This window comes from Pseudomonas sp. LS-2, assembly GCF_003605735.1.
In the GTDB taxonomy this organism is placed as follows: Bacteria; Pseudomonadota; Gammaproteobacteria; order Pseudomonadales; family Pseudomonadaceae; genus Aquipseudomonas.
This window is the reverse complement of record NZ_QXTJ01000014.1, coordinates 215,737-231,538: the sequence shown is the minus strand read 5'-3', so window position 1 is coordinate 231,538 and position 15,802 is coordinate 215,737. Positions and strand designations below refer to the sequence as shown.

The following is a 15,802-nucleotide window of genomic DNA, read 5'->3' as shown; positions in this document are numbered from 1 at the left end:
TCCAACTCTTTGATTCTCAAGGAGTTTTCCGTTTCGTCTGCGCCGGAAGTGGGGCGAATTATAGAGAGATTCAGAGGGCCGTCAACCCTTATTTTAATTAAATTGTCATATCGGTCAGAAACAGCCTTGAAAGCAAAGGGGCGAGCCTTATGGCTCGCCCCTTTCACTCAGCTATTACAGACTTGGGAACGCAAACTGCGACGCTTCATGACTTGAACGTTGTGGCCAGCGCTGGGTAATCGCCTTGCGACGCGTGTAGAACCGTACTCCGTCCGGTCCGTAGGCATGGAGGTCACCAAACAACGAACGCTTCCAGCCACCGAAGCTGTGATAGGCAACCGGAACCGGAAGCGGCACGTTGACACCGACCATGCCCACTTCAATCTCATCGCAAAACAGACGCGCAGCTTCACCATCACGAGTGAAGATGCAGGTGCCGTTTCCATATTCGTGATCGTTGATCAGTTGCATTGCCTGCTCAAGACTATTCACGCGGACGATGCACAGCACCGGGCCGAAGATCTCTTCTTTATAGATGCGCATCTCGGGAGTGACTTGATCGAACAGGCAGCCCCCCAGGAAGAAGCCCTCTTCATGGCCCGAAACAGTCAGACCGCGGCCATCGACTACCAGCCTGGCGCCAGCGCTGACGCCGTCTTCTATATAACCACTGACTTTGTCGCGATGCTGGCCGGTTACCAATGGCCCCATATCCAGCCCACACGAGGTACCCGCGCCGATCTTCAATGCCTTGATCTGCGGAACCAGCTTGGCTACCAGCGCATCGGCAACCTGATCACCCACGCAAACGGCGACGGATATCGCCATGCAACGTTCGCCGCATGAACCATAAGCTGCGCCCATCAATGCACTGACCGCGTTATCCAGATCCGCGTCCGGCATCAATACGGCGTGATTCTTCGCGCCGCCCAGCGCCTGGACACGTTTGCCCCGTGCAGTCGCTTCTTTATAGATGTACTCGGCGATCGGGGTCGACCCCACGAAGCTCAGAGCTTTGACTTCCGGGGCCTCAATCAGCGCATCCACCGCTGCCTTGTCGCCATGCACTACGTTCAGCACGCCTTTGGGCAAACCGGCTTCGTGCAACAGTTGAGCGATCAGCAGTGTGGAGCTCGGGTCGCGCTCGGAAGGCTTGAGGATGAAGCAGTTGCCGCAAGCGATTGCCAACGGGTACATCCAGAGCGGCACCATCGCCGGGAAATTGAACGGGGTGATCCCTGCCACCACACCCAGCGCCTGGAAATCAGACCACGCATCGATGTTCGGACCGACATTGCGGCTGTATTCGCCTTTGAGGATTTCCGGTGCAGCACTCGCGTATTCGACGTTCTCGATCCCGCGCTTGAGCTCACCGGCGGCATCTTCAAGGGTTTTGCCATGTTCTTCGCTGATCAGCTGCGCGATACGCCCCTCGTTCTGCTCCAGCAATTGCTTGAAGCGAAACATCACTTGAGCACGCTTGGCAGGTGGAGTGTTACGCCATGCCGGGAAAGCTGCCTTCGCTGAATCGATAGCCTGCTGCACGGTTTCGCGACTGGCCAAGGGCACCTTGTGAATCGCCTGCCCCGTCGACGGGTTGAACACATCGGCGGTGCGGCCAGTGTCGCTGACCAACTCGCCGTGAATCAGGTGCTGAATGTTGCTCATGGGTTAACTCCGAAAAAGGTTGCTCGCAGGCGCAACCGAAGCTGCGCCTGTTTATAGAAAGAAGAAGAGGTATCAGTCGATCTGATTGAGCGCTTCGCCCACCGCGTCGAACATGCGATCCAGATCCTGAGGCTTGCTATTGAAGGTTGGCCCGAACTGCAGGGTGTCGCCGCCAAAGCGCACGTAGAAACCTGCCTGCCACAACTTCATCGCGGCCTCGAATGGGCGCACGATAGCGTCACCATCACGCGCAGCGATCTGAATCGCACCTGCCAGGCCATAGTTGCGAATGTCGATGACGTTCTTGCTGCCCTTGAGGCCGTGCAGGGAATTCTCGAAATGCGGTGCAGTTTCGGCGACTTGCTGCACCAGGCTTTCACGCTGAAGAATGTCCAGTGCTGCGAGGCCGGCAGCGCAGGCAACCGGATGCGCCGAGTAGGTGTAGCCGTGCGGGAATTCAACCGCGTACTCAGGCGTCGGCTGATTCATGAAGGTGTGATAGATCTCGCTGCTGGCAATCACTGCGCCCATTGGAATCGCGCCGTTGGTGACTTGCTTGGCAATGCACATCAGATCCGGAGTCACGCCGAAGCTGTCGGCGCCGAACATCGAGCCGGTACGACCGAAGCCGGTGATGACCTCATCGAAGATCAGCAGGATGTTGTGCTGATCGCAGATTTCGCGCAGGCGCTTGAGGTAGCCCTGTGGCGGAACGATCACACCAGCAGAGCCTGCCATTGGCTCAACGATTACCGCTGCGATGTTCGAGGCATCGTGCAGTTCGATCAACTTGAGCATCTCATCGGCCAGCGCGATACCGCCCTGCTCGGGCATGCCGCGAGAATAAGCGTTGCTGGCGAGCAAGGTATGCGGCAGATGGTCCACATCCATCAACTGACCAAACATTTTGCGGTTGCCATTGACGCCGCCCAGGCTGGTGCCCGCGATGTTCACGCCGTGGTAGCCACGAGCGCGACCGATCATTTTGGTCTTGGTCGCCTGCCCCTTAAGGCGCCAGTAAGCACGCACCATTTTTACCGCAGTGTCAGCGCATTCGGAACCCGAGTCGGTGTAGAACACATGGTTCAGATTGCCGGGCGTCAGGTCGGTGATTTTCTCTGCCAGTTGAAAGGACAGAGGATGACCAAACTGAAAAGCCGGCGAATAGTCGAGGGTACCCAACTGTTTGGCGACCGCTTCTTGAATCTCCTTGCGAGTGTGACCGGCGCCGCAGGTCCACAGACCGGAGAGACCGTCATAGATCTTGCGGCCCTTGTCGTCTGTCAGATAGCTGCCTGCTGCCGCAACGATCAATCGTGGATCACGCTGAAAATTGCGGTTGGCGGTGTAGGGCATCCAGTGGGCATCGAGCTTTAGCTGGCTGGCCACAGACATATCAGACGATTCGGGCATGTTCATTGGAATTGACCTCACAAGGACGTGGGTGGCCTGTCTTCGCGCTGCGAAACAGAAGGACGAAGCAGGACCGGGTTGCAGCTAACTTGCCACGGGCATAAAGTCGGGAAAATCCTGCTTTTATGATCTTTAGTTGGCCGACTACTAAACTATGAGCACTCGCCGTTCCGACCCGCTAGCACAAGTCAGTGACTTTGATATCCGCTTGTTGCGCATCTTTCGAAGCGTAGTCGAATCAGGCGGCTTCTCGGCTGCGGAAAGCGCGCTGGGTATTGGCCGCTCAGCGATCAGTCAACAAATGAGCGATCTGGAGCAACGTCTGGGATTGCGCCTGTGCCAGCGGGGTCGAGCAGGGTTTTCCCTGACAGAAGAAGGTCGCGAGGTCTATCAGTCGTCGCTGCAATTATTGAGCGCGCTGGAAAGTTTTCGTACAGAGGTGAACGGCCTGCACCGACATCTGCGCGGCGAGTTGAACATCGGCCTGACGGACAATCTGGTCACCCTCCCCCACATGCGCATCACTCACGCCCTTTCGCAGTTGAAGGAGCGCGGACCGGATGTGCACATCAACATTCGCATGATCGCACCCAATGAGGTCGAACAAGGCGTACTCGACGGCAGCCTGCACGTCGGGGTCGTTCCACAAGCCAGCGCGCTATCGGGACTTGAGTATCAGCCACTCTACAGCGAGCGCTCTCTGCTGTACTGCGCAGTGGGACATCCGCTGTTTTATGTGGATGACGCTCAGTTGGGCGATGTGCGATTGGCGGAGCAGGAAGCCATCGCGCCGACGTTCCGCTTGCCAACCGAAATCCAGGCGCACTATCAGGCACTCAAATGCACGGCCAGTGCATCGGACCGTGAAGGCATGGCATTTTTGATTCTGACTGGACGCTACATTGGCTATCTACCAGACCACTACGCGAGCGTCTGGGTACAGCAGGGCCGATTGAGGGCTTTGAAACCTCAAGCGCGCTTTTATGATTTAAGTCTGGTAACGGTAACGCGCAAGGGGCGCCGCCCTCATTTGGTGCTGGAGAGCTTTCTCGAGGGCCTGGCTGCTACACGATGAGGCTGAAGCGACTCCCAACCGGTGATTTGCAAAATAACAAAAAACGGAGATATACATATAACTACCTGTTTATAAAGAAAATTACTGGAAAGCAAGCATTACTATCTGATCAGTTGGACAGGTTTTTGCAAAGCAGCAGATGTCGGTGCGATTCGTAAAGGTTCCCACACACGTGTCCCGACTTGGCCAAACACAAAACCGAGAGTCCAGCATGCAGCCTGAAGCGCCAGACAACAACGAACTGATCTACGGCCTCAACGACCGACCCGCTCCCGCGCCTGCCATTCTGGCTGCCGCTCAGCATGTACTCGCTGCTTTCGTGGGCATTATCACGCCACCGCTGATCATCGGCTCGGCGCTGGGCCTCGGTGCGTACCTGCCGTATTTGCTCAGCATGGCGCTGATGGTTTCCGGTGTAGGTACTTTCATCCAGGCGCGTCGTCCATTCGGTATTGGTGCGGGAATGATCTGCCTGCAGGGGACGAGCTTTGCATTTCTCGGCGCGGTGTTGTCGGCGGGCTTCATGGTCAAGCAACGTGGGGGAACGCCGGAAGACATCATGGCCATGGTGTTTGGTGTGTGCTTCTTCGGCGCGGTGGTGCAGATCGTGCTCAGTCGCTTCATCGGCCAGTTACGCCGCGTTATCACCCCTNGATCATGGTCGGAGTCGCTGAGCTCGGTGGCGGCTTCAATGCGCCGGATTTCGGTGAGCCAGTGAATCTGGTGCTCGGCGTATTCGTGCTACTGGTGATCATTTTGCTCAATCGTTCGAATACACCCTGGATTCGACTGTCCGCGATCATCATCGGCTTGGCGGTCGGCAGCGTTGCAGCATGGTTCAGTGGCAAACTTGTGCCGCACTCCATCAGCGAGGTGGCGCTGATCAGCATTCCTACGCCATTCCGGTTCGGTTTCAGCTTCGACTGGACAGCTTTTCTGCCAGTAGCGCTGATTTATCTGATCAGCAGCATCGAAACCGTGGGCGACCTGACGGCAAACTGCATGCTTTCCCGCGAGCCGATCAAAGGGCCGAGCTACATCGCTCGCCTCAAGGGCGGTGTGCTGGGTGATGGCGTAAGTTGCATGATCGCCGCGACCTTCAGCGCCTTCCCCAACACGACGTTTGCCCAGAACAACGGTGTGATCCAGTTGACTGGGGTAGCCAGCCGCTACGTCGGCCTCTATATCGGAGCGATCCTGTTCTTGCTTGGACTGTTCCCTGTGATCGGTGCGATTCTTCAACAGATTCCCAAGCCGGTCCTCGGCGGCGCCACCTTGGTGATGTTCGGCAGCGTTGCCGCCGCAGGCGTTCGAATCCTCGCGCAATCACCGCTGGATCGACGCAGCATGCTCATCATCGCAACGTCGTTCGGCGTGGGGTTGGGTATCGCCGCGCAACCGACCCTGCTCCATCATCTGCCACAGTTGGTACAAAACTTGTTTGATTCGGCCATCACCAGTGGCGGTCTGACAGCGATTGTGATGTGCCTGTTGTTGCCAGAAAGTAAAACGGCGAGCGCTGAAAAAAAGCAGGAAATGGAGGCCCTTGAGCACTAATTTCCCTTGCCAACGCTTGTCGGATCGTCACGGGTGCGTTATCTGTTCACACCGTCGCACCCAATGATCCGTCTGGAATCGCCCATGACCCTCGAAGTCCCTGCTCACAGCGTCAGCGCCACCAAACCGGCGAGCCGTATCCGTCAGAAGAATGAAGAAACGATCCTGAAGGCTGCCGAGGACGAGTTCGCTCGCCATGGGTTCAAAGGCACCAGCATGAACACGATCGCGCAGAATGCCGGGCTGCCCAAGGCCAATCTGCACTATTACTTCACCAACAAGCTGGGGCTGTACATTGCGGTCTTGAGCAACATCATTCAGTTGTGGGACAGCACGTTCAACAACCTGAAAGTCGAGGATGATCCCGCCGAGGCGCTGACCCACTACATTCGCGCCAAGATGGAATTCTCCAGGCGCCAGCCGCAGGCCTCGCGGATCTTCGCCATGGAGATCATCAGTGGCGGCGAATGCCTGAACGAATATTTCAGCCAGGATTATCGTCAGTGGTTCCAGGGCCGCGCTGCCGTGTTCCAGGCCTGGATCGACGCAGGCAAGATGGACCCGGTCGACCCGGTTCATCTGATTTTCCTGCTTTGGGGCAGTACGCAGCATTATGCCGACTTCGCGACCCAGATCTGCCAGGTCACAGGGCGCACGCGCCTGACCAAGCAAGACATGGAAGAAGCAGGCAATAATCTGATCCGTATCATTCTCAAAGGTTGCGGGTTAACACCCGCGATCTGAATGCCTGAAAAACGTTAGCGTCTGCTGGAACCGTCATGCCCTCTACCCTCGCCGGCCCTTGTGAATACCGGGAAGAAATTCGCAAAAGCCGCTTCATCACGCTCGCCGCTCCGATCAACAGCCCTGCCGACGCCCAGGCGTTCATCGAACAGAACAGCGACCTTAACGCCACGCATAATTGCTGGGCCTGGAAACTGGGTGCACAGTACCGTAGCACCGACGATGGCGAACCTGGCGGCACAGCCGGTCGGCCCATTCTCGCTGCGATCGAATCTCAGGATTTCGATCAGGTTGTGGTGCTGGTGATTCGCTGGTACGGCGGTATTCAGCTGGGGACCGGTGGACTCGCCCGAGCTTATGGCGGCGGTGCCAACAAATGCCTGCAACAGGCTGAGCGTCTGCCACTGATCAACCGGGTTTCGCTGACCTTTGATTGCACGTTCAGCGAACTGGCATTGGTGAGGCTTCGACTCAGCGAGCTCAATGGCCTGATTGAAAATGAACACTTCACTGCCAACGGTGTGGAGCTGGCAATCGCGCTAAGCCCGGAGCAGATCGACACCTTCCAGCGTCAGCTCTCCGACATCAGTCGCGGGCGCATCGTGTTGCAACGGCACAGCAAATGAGCGCGCCCCATTTCAGACGTTCGACAATTATCAGGTTGCCCACATCTACTGTGCATCCGCCTGTGGACAAGCTGAGCACATTCCCGTGCAAGCCTTGATTCATAAGGGCTTGGCTGCATTGATTGTTTTTTGACCAAATCTTTTATCCACCGCATAAATCAGACATAAAACAGCAAGTTAGCGCCCCTTATCGCCACTTGGTCCTAAGGTCTGCGCGGTTATGCCGAGGTTTGGATGTTGCGCACATTAACTGTGGAGCAACCTGTGGATAACACGTGCAAGGGTGCCCACAGTGCCGGGGATATCTCGCTCGGCGGGAGCTGGTCATTTTTCATACAAATTTATTGAACCAAATTGACTCGAAGTTGAAATGTGGCGCCCAGTCATGGTGCTGCAACAGATCGCTGGAGCTGATTCGGATCCCTGCACGCCATACCAGCGGTAGGGATATTCAAAGCCCCCCTGCTGACAAGCCTTGCAGGTACAAGCCTACGCGGGGAGGCAACGAAAAACCTGACCAGCTGGCCAAGAAATTGCTAAGTGCAGAGGCGACCCACTTTTCACCGAGCCTGTCATGCCCAATACAACGACCCACCCGCGCCTGCAATTGCGCCACATCACCAAGCGCTATCCGGGGTGTCTCGCCAACGACGCCGTCGACCTGATCATTCAACCGGGTGAGATCCATGCACTGCTTGGAGAGAACGGCGCGGGCAAAAGTACGCTGATGAAGATCATTTATGGCGTGGTCCAGCCCGACGCCGGCCAGATCATCTGGCAAGGCGCGCCACTGAGCATGCGCAATCCGGCCCAGGCGCGGGAGCTGGGCATCGGCATGGTGTTTCAGCACTTTTCGCTGTTCGAAACCCTGACGGTCGCGCAGAACATCGCACTGGCTATGGGCCCGGCAGCCGGGACGCCACGGCAACTGGAACCGAAGATTCGCGAAGTTTCGCAGCGTTATGGCATGGCGGTAGAGCCTCAACGGTTGGTTCACAGCCTCTCCATCGGTGAGCGGCAGAAAGTGGAAATCATCCGCTGCCTGATGCAGGACATTCGCTTGTTGATCCTCGACGAGCCGACTTCGGTGCTGACACCACAAGAGGCCGAGGACCTGTTCGTGACCTTGCGTCGGCTGGCCAGCGAGGGGTGCAGCATTCTGTTCATCAGCCACAAGCTCGGAGAGGTCCGGGCGCTGTGTCACAGCGCCACCGTCCTGCGCGCCGGGAAAGTTTCGGGCCATTGCGTTCCGGCCGAATGCAGCGATTTGCAGCTGGCGCGGTTAATGGTTGGCGATGCCGAGGGACTGGTAGCGCACTACCCCAAGGCCAACGGCGTCGCACCTTTTCTGCACGTGGAAAAATTGTCGTGGCATAACCCCGATCCGTTTGGCTGCTCGCTGAAAGGGATCGACCTGCAGGTACACAGTGGAGAAATCGTCGGGATCGCTGGAGTGGCTGGAAACGGTCAGGATGAATTGCTGGCATTGCTCAGCGGCGAGCAGACCCTGGACCGTTCCCAATCGCAACACATCCGTTTTGGCGAACAGGCTGTTGGGCACCTGCGCCCGGATGCCCGACGTGAACAGGGCCTGGCCTTCGTACCCGCCGAGCGTCTGGGTCACGGCGCAGTGCCCGAAATGAGCCTGAACGACAACGCGCTGTTGACGGCCTTTCAGCAAGGTCTGGTGAGCAAAGGTCTGATCCAGCGGCCCAAGGTCCAGGCCTTGGCAAAAACCATCATCGAACGCTTCGCAGTCAAAACGCCCGACGCGCATACCGCGGCTCGCAGTTTGTCAGGTGGCAATCTGCAGAAATTCATCCTCGGCCGTGAAATCCTGCAAAACCCGAAACTGCTGGTTGCAGCGCATCCGACTTGGGGCGTAGATGTCGGCGCAGCGGCAGCCATTCATCGCGCACTGATCGCCCTGCGGGATGCCGGTGCTGCGATTCTGGTGATTTCCGAGGATCTGGACGAATTGTTTCAGATCAGCGACCGGATCGCTGCGCTGTCGGAAGGCCGCCTCTGTGCCTTGGCTCCCACCGCGCACACCACGCATGTCCAGGTCGGTGGCTGGATGGCCGGCCAATTCGACAGCGATCATTCATTTCGACCCGATACCGCGTCGCTCAACTAAAGGAGGCTTCGATGCTGCTTTCCCTTGAACCGCGCGGACAAGAATCGCGCGCCATGTTGTGGTTTTCCCCGCTGCTCGCTGGTGTGTTGACGCTGGTATCGGGCTCTTTGCTTTTCATCGCACTGGGCCTGGACCCACTGGTGACATTGCACACATTGCTCATAGCGCCGGTCAGCGATCTCTACGGGGTATCGGAGCTTATGGTCAAGACGCTGCCGATCATGCTCTGCGCGCTGGGGCTGGCGGTCGCCTATCAGGCACGGATCTGGAACATCGGTGCCGAAGGGCAACTGTTGATCGGTGCATTGGCCGGGAGTGCAGTGGCGGTCAATGTCATCGACATCGAAAGCCGCTGGATTCTGGCACTGATTCTCTTGATCGGCGTCGCCGCTGGCGCTGCCTGGGCCGGGCTGACAGCCTGGTTGCGCACGCACTTCAATGCCAACGAAATCCTTACCAGCATCATGCTCAATTACATCGCGTTGAATCTGCTGCTGTATTTCGTACATGGTCCGCTGAAAGATCCCGCAGGCATGAACTTCCCCGAGTCCGCCATGTTCGGTGATGCCAGCCGTCTGCCGTTGTTGACCGAAGAGGGTCGGGCTCATGCTGGCGTGTATTTCGCGCTGCTAGCGCTGGTCGCGGTCTGGGTATTGCTGCAACGCAGCTTCGTCGGTTTCCAGATCAAGGTGCTTGGCCTGGACAAGCGAGCGGCCGGATTCGTCGGCTTTCGTGAGAAGCGTCTGGTTTGGCTGGCGCTGATGATCAGCGGTGGCCTGGCAGGGTTGGCGGGCGTGTGTGAAGTGACCGGCCCGATCGGGCAACTGGTGCCACAGGTTTCGCCGGGCTACGGTTATGCAGCCATTACCGTGGCGTTTCTCGGGCGCCTGAACCCGATCGGGATTCTATTCTCGAGCCTTCTGATGGCGTTGCTTTATCTGGGGGGCGAGAGCGCACAGATGACCCTCAATCTGCCACAAGCCATCACGCAGCTGTTTCAGGGGATGATGCTGTTTTTCCTGCTGGCCTGCGATGTGCTGATTCTTTACCGCCCACGCCTTACGCTGCGCTGGGCCCGCCGCCAGATGGCCGCTGTGCCGGGAGCCGTGTGATGGATATCGATCTGCTGAGTAATATTTTCTTTGCCACCGTGCGCTGTGGGACCCCGCTACTGCTGGTGGCACTGGGCGAATTGGTCTGCGAGAAAAGCGGGGTACTCAATCTGGGGCAGGAAGGCATGATGTTGTTCGGTGCGGTGATCGGCTTCATCGTCGCACTGAGCACTGGCAGCCTCTGGCTCGGCGTGGTGCTGGCAATTCTGGCCGGCATGCTGCTGTCATCGCTGTTCGCGCTGGTGGCACTGGTGTTCAACGCCAACCAGGTGGCGACGGGGCTGGCGCTGACGATCTTCGGCGTCGGCCTGTCGAGCTTCGTGGGTGCAGCCTGGGTCGGCAAACCGCTTCAGGGGTTCGAGCCGCTGGTGATTCCCTATCTGAGCGATATCCCGCTGGTGGGGCGCATGCTCTTCGCGCAGGACATCCTGGTTTACGTTTCTTTCGCATTGTTCGCTTTAGTGGCTTGGACAGTTCTGAAAAGTCGCGTGGGTTTGGTGATTCAAGCTGTAGGAGAAAACCCCAACGCGGCCAGCGCGATGGGCCTTCCGGTGTTGTTCGTGCGGACTTTGGCGGTTCTGTTCGGCGGCGCCATGGCCGGATTGGCAGGTGCTTACCTGTCGCTGGCTTACACGCCGATGTGGGCGGAAAACATGAGTGCGGGCCGCGGCTGGATTGCCTTGGCGTTGGTGGTGTTTGCCAGTTGGCGGGTCTGGAGACTGCTGTTGGGGGCCTATCTTTTTGGCTTCGCGAGCATCCTGTATCTGGTGGCCCAAGGCGTGGGCCTGGCGATCCCGTCCAACCTGTTGGCGATGCTGCCGTATGTCGCGACGATCGTGGTGCTGGTGTTACTGTCGCGAAATGCGTTCCGCACCCGACTGTATGCACCGGTGTCTCTGGGACAACCCTGGCAGTCGGGGCACTGATGTAGAACGGACAAAGACCGTTGCGCGGGAAAAACAAATTACTCGTGCCGCGCGCGGTCCACTCTGCAGACGCTGCCACGTTTCATTGTTCAAGGAGTTGCATTCATGCCTGCCACAAAAACTGCATTGATCATCGGCGCCTCTCGGGGCCTGGGGCTTGGGTTGGTCAAACGCCTGACCGAGCAAGGCTGGGAAGTGACCGCAACCATTCGCGATCAACATAACGCCAACGCCGAAGAGCTCAAAGCTGTGCCCGGCGTCCATATCCAGACGCTGGACATGGACGAGCAATCGTCACTGGAAGTATTGACCCATAACCTCAAGGGCCAGGTGTATGACCTGCTGTTCGTCAATGCTGGCATCATGGGGCCTACTCACCCGAATCCAACCGATGCCACTGCCGGCGAACTCGGTCAGCTGTTTCTGACCAACGCCGTGGCGCCGATTCGCCTGGCCAAACGCTTCGTCGACCAGATCCGTCCGAACACCGGGATCATTGCCTTCATGAGTTCTGTACTGGGCAGTGTCACAATGCCCGATGCGCCGGAAATGGCGCTGTACAAGGCCAGCAAGGCTGCCTTGAATTCCATGACCAACACCTTCGTCACTCAACTGGGCGACAACAAGCCGACCGTGCTGTCCATGCACCCGGGATGGGTCCGCACGGCGATGGGTGGCGAAGGCGCCGATATCGACGTGGAAACCAGCGTGCGCGGCATGGTCGAGCAGTTGGAGCGGTTTGCGGGGGAAGGCGGGCATCACTTCGTGAACTACAAGGGTGAGACGATTCCCTGGTAATGCTTTAAAGCTTTGGGCGTTTGCTGACGTGAGCGTCCGATCAGACAACGTGTAAGTTGACTGATCCGGCGCTTGCGCCAGCAAGCCGGCTTCCAAAGGCAACCAGGGTGTCCGCGGAAATCGATTTGGCGCGCGATACTTGATCCAATGGTCAAGTCGCCTCTAAACTCCGCACCCTCGCCTCGCGGCTCGTTCTAAGTCGCGGCGACCCTGGATCAGCAGACAGGGCAACACTGAGCTGGCGACCTGAACCCACTTTTCAGAGGAGCCGGCCAATGCCCGCGATCCGTATCTGGTTGAAAAACCCCCTTGCCGTATTCACTGCCAACGATCTCGATGCCCGAGGCGGGTTGGTGGTCGAAAACGGTGTGATCGTCGAAATGCTCGCAGCCGGGCAGTCTCCTTCCCTGCCCTGCGATCAGACCTTCGATGCGCGTGAGCATGTGCTGCTGCCCGGCATGATCAACACGCATCACCATTTTTATCAAACCCTCACCCGAGCCTGGGCGCCGGTCGTCAACCAGCCGCTGTTCCCGTGGCTGAAAACCCTGTATCCGGTGTGGGCGCGCCTGACGCCTGAAAAATTGGCACTGGCGACCAAGGTCGCGCTGACAGAGTTGCTGTTATCCGGTTGCACCACGGCGGCCGATCACCATTATCTGTTTCCGGACGGGCTGGAAAACGCCATCGACGTTCAGGTGCAGAGCGTTCGCGAACTGGGTATGCGGGCCATGCTTACGCGCGGTTCGATGAGTCTGGGTGAGGCCGACGGTGGCCTGCCCCCACAGCAGACCGTGCAAGAGGGTAAGGTCATTCTGGAAGACAGTCAGCGACTGATCGACACCTACCACGAACGTGGCGATGGCGCACAGNACCGAGATCATGTCCGAAAGCGCTGTGCTGGCGGAAAAGCTCGATGTTCGTCTGCACACCCATCTGGCCGAAACGCTGGACGAGGAAGATTTCTGTCTGCAGCGCTTCGGGTTGCGCACAGTGGACTATCTGGACAGCGTCGGCTGGCTTGGCCCACGCACATGGCTGGCACACGGCATCCACTTCAACGAACAGGAGATCGCGCGTCTGGGCGAAGCCGGCACCGGGATTTGCCACTGCCCCAGCTCGAACATGCGCCTGGCCTCGGGTATCTGCCCGACACTGGATCTGGTCGCAGCCGGCGCCCCCGTTGGACTCGGCGTCGACGGTTCGGCCTCCAACGATGCCTCGAACATGATCCTGGAAGCCAAGCAGGCGCTGTACCTGCAACGGCTGCGTTATGGCGCGCGGAAAATTACGCCGGAACTGGCGTTGGGCTGGGCGACCAAGGGCTCGGCGAAGCTGTTGGGCCGTAGCGATATTGGCGAGCTGGCGGTGGGCAAGCAGGCTGACCTGGCGCTGTTCAAGCTCGATGAACTGCGCTTCTCTGGCAGCCACGACCCCGTATCGGCGTTGCTGCTGTGCGGTGCTGATCGGGCGGACCGGGTGATGATCGGCGGTCAATGGCGTGTCATCGACGGGCAGGTTGAAGGCTTGGATCTGAAGGGGTTGATTGCCGATCACCGGCAGGCCGCGGCGGCATTGATCAAGGGCTAGCGCAAGGCTCCCTGTCGCAGCCCGGCCGCTCGGCGTTCCGATTGCCGGCGGTGGCGATATGAGTGATGCCACCGCCGGCAAGCCGGACTGCTACCTGAGATTTGCGAGAATCAGGTCAGCGCTATAACCCCAACAGCGACAGCATGACAAAGGTCGCGAACAGCACGAAGTGGGTCATGCCTTCGATGGCGTTGGTCTCGCCGTCGTTGAGGTTGATCGCACTGACCAGCAAGGTGACGAAGATCATCACTGTTTGCACCGGGGTCATTGCCATCTGAAATGGCTGACCTGTGTAGAGCGCCATGGCTTCCATCACTGGCACCGTCAGAATCACAGTGGATAACGAGGCGCCCAACGCGACGTTCACCACCGACTGCATCCGGTTAGCCAATGCGGCTCGCAACGCCGTCAGAATCTCGGGCGCGGCGGAGATCGCGGCCACCAGAATTGCGGTCATCACGGGAGGCGCGCCGCTGCCTTCGAGCCCCAGGTCCACGGTTTTCGACATCACCTCCGCCAATGCGCCGATGATCACCACGCCAAATACCAGGGTGGCGATGGACCGCGGCAGATTGACCGGTTCGCTCGGTTGCTCGGGCTGATCCTTGCGCCGCTTCTTGTCCGGATAGCTGTAACTGAAGAAGTAACTGTGCGGCCCGACCTGCATGCGCAGGAACAGCGCATACAGCAGGATCATCGCGCCGATGGTAAAGGCCGAATACACCTTCCATTTCGATTCAGGGATGAACTCGGGCACGACCATCGACACGGCCATCGCCGTCAGAATCATCACGCTGTAGGAGCGCGCCGAATCATCGTTGTAGGACTGTTCGCCATGCTTAAGCCCACCCATCAGTGCCGCCAGACCCAGGATCCCGTTGATGTCCAGCATGACCGCCGAGTAGATCGTGTCGCGCACCAATGTCGGTGACGGCTCGTTGCTCATCATGATCGCAAGGATCACCACCTCCACCAGCACCGCAGAGAGCGTCAGGATCATCGTGCCGTAGGGATCGCCGACTTTCTCTGCCAGCAGCTCGGCGTGATGCGCCACGCGCATGGACGCGCAGACGATGAACCCCACCAGCGCGATGCCCGCGATCAATGCGACGGTATGACCGTGACCCAGTAGTTGATGCTCGAAGGGGTACGCAAAACACGTCGCGATCACCGCCAACAGTAGAAACTTTTCCTGCTTGAGAATCGTGCCCATCGCTGCCTTTTAGCCTTTGCGACCCAGGCCGCACATCCATGAAGTATTAACCGTTCAAGCGGTTCAGAGTGCTGTTGTAAACAAAGGTTTCAAGACAGAGGCAATCAAACAGCGTTCACAACGATCTGAAGCAGCACGGGGTCAATCCTGCACCGGATCGCGGCGTTATCCACACCTGTCGCACCGTCCGGGAACATGCTCATCGGCACGTGCAATGCATGAAAGCGGACAACGCCTGACACGCAAGCATACTTGTCTTATTGGTCAGCTTTTTGCATTGAGTCGAACGCCTCGCCCAGATGGCCCGGCCCACAAGACCAAAGGAGCTCGACCTGCATGCTTTCCACCCTCCACTCACGTCGTCCGCTGAAGAAACTGTTGTGCGCCATGGCCGCTGTCGTTGGCCTGAGTTCAAGTCTGATGGCCGCCGCAGCCGATCCACTGAAAGTCGGCTTCGTCTACATCGGCCCAATTGGCGACCACGGCTGGACCTATCAGCATGAGCAAGGTCGTCAGGCCATGGCCAAGGCGCTGGGCGACAAAGTCACCACCAGCTTCGTCGAGAACGTACCGGAAGGTGCGGACGCCGAGCGGGTCATCCGCAACATGGCCAAAAGCGGCTACGACCTGGTCTTCACGACCTCGTTCGGCTACATGAACCCGACGCTTAAAGTCGCCAAGCAATTCCCCAAGGTGACGTTCGAGCACGCAACCGGTTACAAGCAGGACAAGAACATGGGCACCTATCTGGCCCGTACTTATGAAGGTCGCTACGTCGGGGGCTTCCTTGCCGCGAAAATGACCAAGACCAGGAAGATCGGTTACGTCGCCTCGTTCCCGATTCCGGAAGTGTTGCGCGACATCAACGCGATCCAGCTGGCCCTGAACAAATACAACCCCGGCACCGAGACCAAGGCGGCGTGGGCCACCTCCTCCCCCCCCC

12 protein-coding genes and 3 pseudogenes are annotated in these 15,802 nt (G+C 58.4%); 12 read left to right on the top strand and 3 right to left on the bottom strand.

Annotated features, from left to right (window positions below; translation table 11 throughout):
* Positions 1-174 precede the first annotated feature (174 nt).
* Together D3M70_RS08130 and D3M70_RS08125 are read right to left on the bottom strand one after the other, a co-directional pair.
* Entirely contained in the window at positions 175-1,668 is a 1,494-nt protein-coding gene (locus D3M70_RS08130; protein ID WP_120125277.1) for a CoA-acylating methylmalonate-semialdehyde dehydrogenase, read from the bottom strand.
* Positions 1,669-1,740: 72 nt separating this feature from the next.
* Positions 1,741-3,087 carry an aspartate aminotransferase family protein gene (locus tag D3M70_RS08125; protein ID WP_120125276.1) on the bottom strand — a complete coding sequence of 449 codons (1,347 nt, stop codon included), beginning with the start codon at positions 3,085-3,087 and terminating at the stop codon, positions 1,741-1,743.
* Positions 3,088-3,235: 148 nt separating this feature from the next.
* On the opposite strand from D3M70_RS08125, the gene D3M70_RS08120 reads away from it, so the two are divergent.
* From D3M70_RS08120 to D3M70_RS32865, 11 genes and pseudogenes are all read left to right on the top strand, one after another.
* Complete coding sequence (locus D3M70_RS08120) at positions 3,236-4,156, top strand: LysR family transcriptional regulator (RefSeq protein WP_120125275.1); 921 nt, start codon at positions 3,236-3,238, stop codon at positions 4,154-4,156.
* Positions 4,157-4,367: 211 nt separating this feature from the next.
* Positions 4,368-4,808: pseudogene (locus D3M70_RS32875) on the top strand (solute carrier family 23 protein); the annotation flags it as partial.
* 1 nt (position 4,809) lies between these two features.
* The coding region (locus D3M70_RS08115; protein ID WP_256659756.1) for a solute carrier family 23 protein at positions 4,810-5,713 on the top strand (904 nt) is incomplete at its 5' end.
* 84 nt (positions 5,714-5,797) lie between these two features.
* Positions 5,798-6,457 (top strand): TetR/AcrR family transcriptional regulator, encoded by a 660-nt coding sequence (locus D3M70_RS08110; protein WP_120125274.1) that lies wholly within the window; start codon positions 5,798-5,800, stop codon positions 6,455-6,457.
* Between the two features lie 35 nt (positions 6,458-6,492).
* Complete coding sequence (locus D3M70_RS08105; protein WP_120125273.1) at positions 6,493-7,083, top strand: YigZ family protein; 591 nt, start codon at positions 6,493-6,495, stop codon at positions 7,081-7,083.
* Between the two features lie 574 nt (positions 7,084-7,657).
* Positions 7,658-9,220: an ABC transporter ATP-binding protein gene (locus D3M70_RS08100; RefSeq protein WP_120125272.1), complete on the top strand. Its 1,563-nt coding sequence runs from the start codon at positions 7,658-7,660 to the stop codon at positions 9,218-9,220.
* An 11-nt stretch (positions 9,221-9,231) separates the two neighbouring features.
* A complete protein-coding gene (locus D3M70_RS08095) occupies positions 9,232-10,332 on the top strand; it encodes an ABC transporter permease (RefSeq protein WP_120125271.1) in 1,101 nt (366 codons plus the stop codon).
* Positions 10,332-11,258: an ABC transporter permease gene (locus D3M70_RS08090; RefSeq protein ID WP_120125270.1), complete on the top strand. Its 927-nt coding sequence runs from the start codon at positions 10,332-10,334 to the stop codon at positions 11,256-11,258. The genes D3M70_RS08095 and D3M70_RS08090 overlap by 1 nt, the downstream gene beginning before the upstream one ends.
* A gap of 105 nt (positions 11,259-11,363) precedes the next feature.
* Positions 11,364-12,056, top strand: a complete 693-nt coding sequence (locus tag D3M70_RS08085; RefSeq protein ID WP_120125269.1) for an SDR family oxidoreductase — start codon at positions 11,364-11,366, stop codon at positions 12,054-12,056.
* A gap of 275 nt (positions 12,057-12,331) precedes the next feature.
* Positions 12,332-12,928: pseudogene (locus D3M70_RS32870) on the top strand (amidohydrolase family protein); the annotation flags it as partial.
* Position 12,929: 1 nt separating this feature from the next.
* A pseudogene (locus D3M70_RS32865) lies at positions 12,930-13,646 on the top strand (amidohydrolase family protein); the annotation flags it as partial.
* Positions 13,647-13,767: 121 nt separating this feature from the next.
* On the opposite strand, the gene D3M70_RS08075 reads toward D3M70_RS32865, so the two are convergent.
* On the bottom strand, positions 13,768-14,859 hold the full coding sequence (locus D3M70_RS08075; RefSeq protein ID WP_120125268.1) for a calcium:proton antiporter: 1,092 nt from the start codon (positions 14,857-14,859) through the stop codon (positions 13,768-13,770).
* Between the two features lie 336 nt (positions 14,860-15,195).
* Here D3M70_RS08075 and D3M70_RS32860 point away from each other — a divergent pair.
* A partial coding sequence (locus tag D3M70_RS32860) for a BMP family ABC transporter substrate-binding protein (protein WP_375232934.1) occupies positions 15,196-15,802 on the top strand: 607 nt, incomplete at its 3' end.

Bases quoted from the DNA above. Each gene is read 5' to 3' on its own strand.
- D3M70_RS08075 (WP_120125268.1), bottom strand. From the start codon at position 14,859: ATGGGCACGATTCTCAAGCAGGAAAAGTTTCTACTGTTGGCGGTGATC.
- D3M70_RS08095 (WP_120125271.1), top strand. From the start codon at position 9,232: ATGCTGCTTTCCCTTGAACCGCGCGGACAAGAATCGCGCGCCATGTTG.
- D3M70_RS08110 (WP_120125274.1), top strand. From the start codon at position 5,798: ATGACCCTCGAAGTCCCTGCTCACAGCGTCAGCGCCACCAAACCGGCG.
- D3M70_RS08090 (WP_120125270.1), top strand. From the start codon at position 10,332: ATGGATATCGATCTGCTGAGTAATATTTTCTTTGCCACCGTGCGCTGT.
- D3M70_RS08085 (WP_120125269.1), top strand. From the start codon at position 11,364: ATGCCTGCCACAAAAACTGCATTGATCATCGGCGCCTCTCGGGGCCTG.
- D3M70_RS08100 (WP_120125272.1), top strand. From the start codon at position 7,658: ATGCCCAATACAACGACCCACCCGCGCCTGCAATTGCGCCACATCACC.
- D3M70_RS08120 (WP_120125275.1), top strand. From the start codon at position 3,236: ATGAGCACTCGCCGTTCCGACCCGCTAGCACAAGTCAGTGACTTTGAT.
- D3M70_RS08125 (WP_120125276.1), bottom strand. From the start codon at position 3,087: ATGAACATGCCCGAATCGTCTGATATGTCTGTGGCCAGCCAGCTAAAG.
- D3M70_RS08105 (WP_120125273.1), top strand. From the start codon at position 6,493: ATGCCCTCTACCCTCGCCGGCCCTTGTGAATACCGGGAAGAAATTCGC.
- D3M70_RS08130 (WP_120125277.1), bottom strand. From the start codon at position 1,668: ATGAGCAACATTCAGCACCTGATTCACGGCGAGTTGGTCAGCGACACT.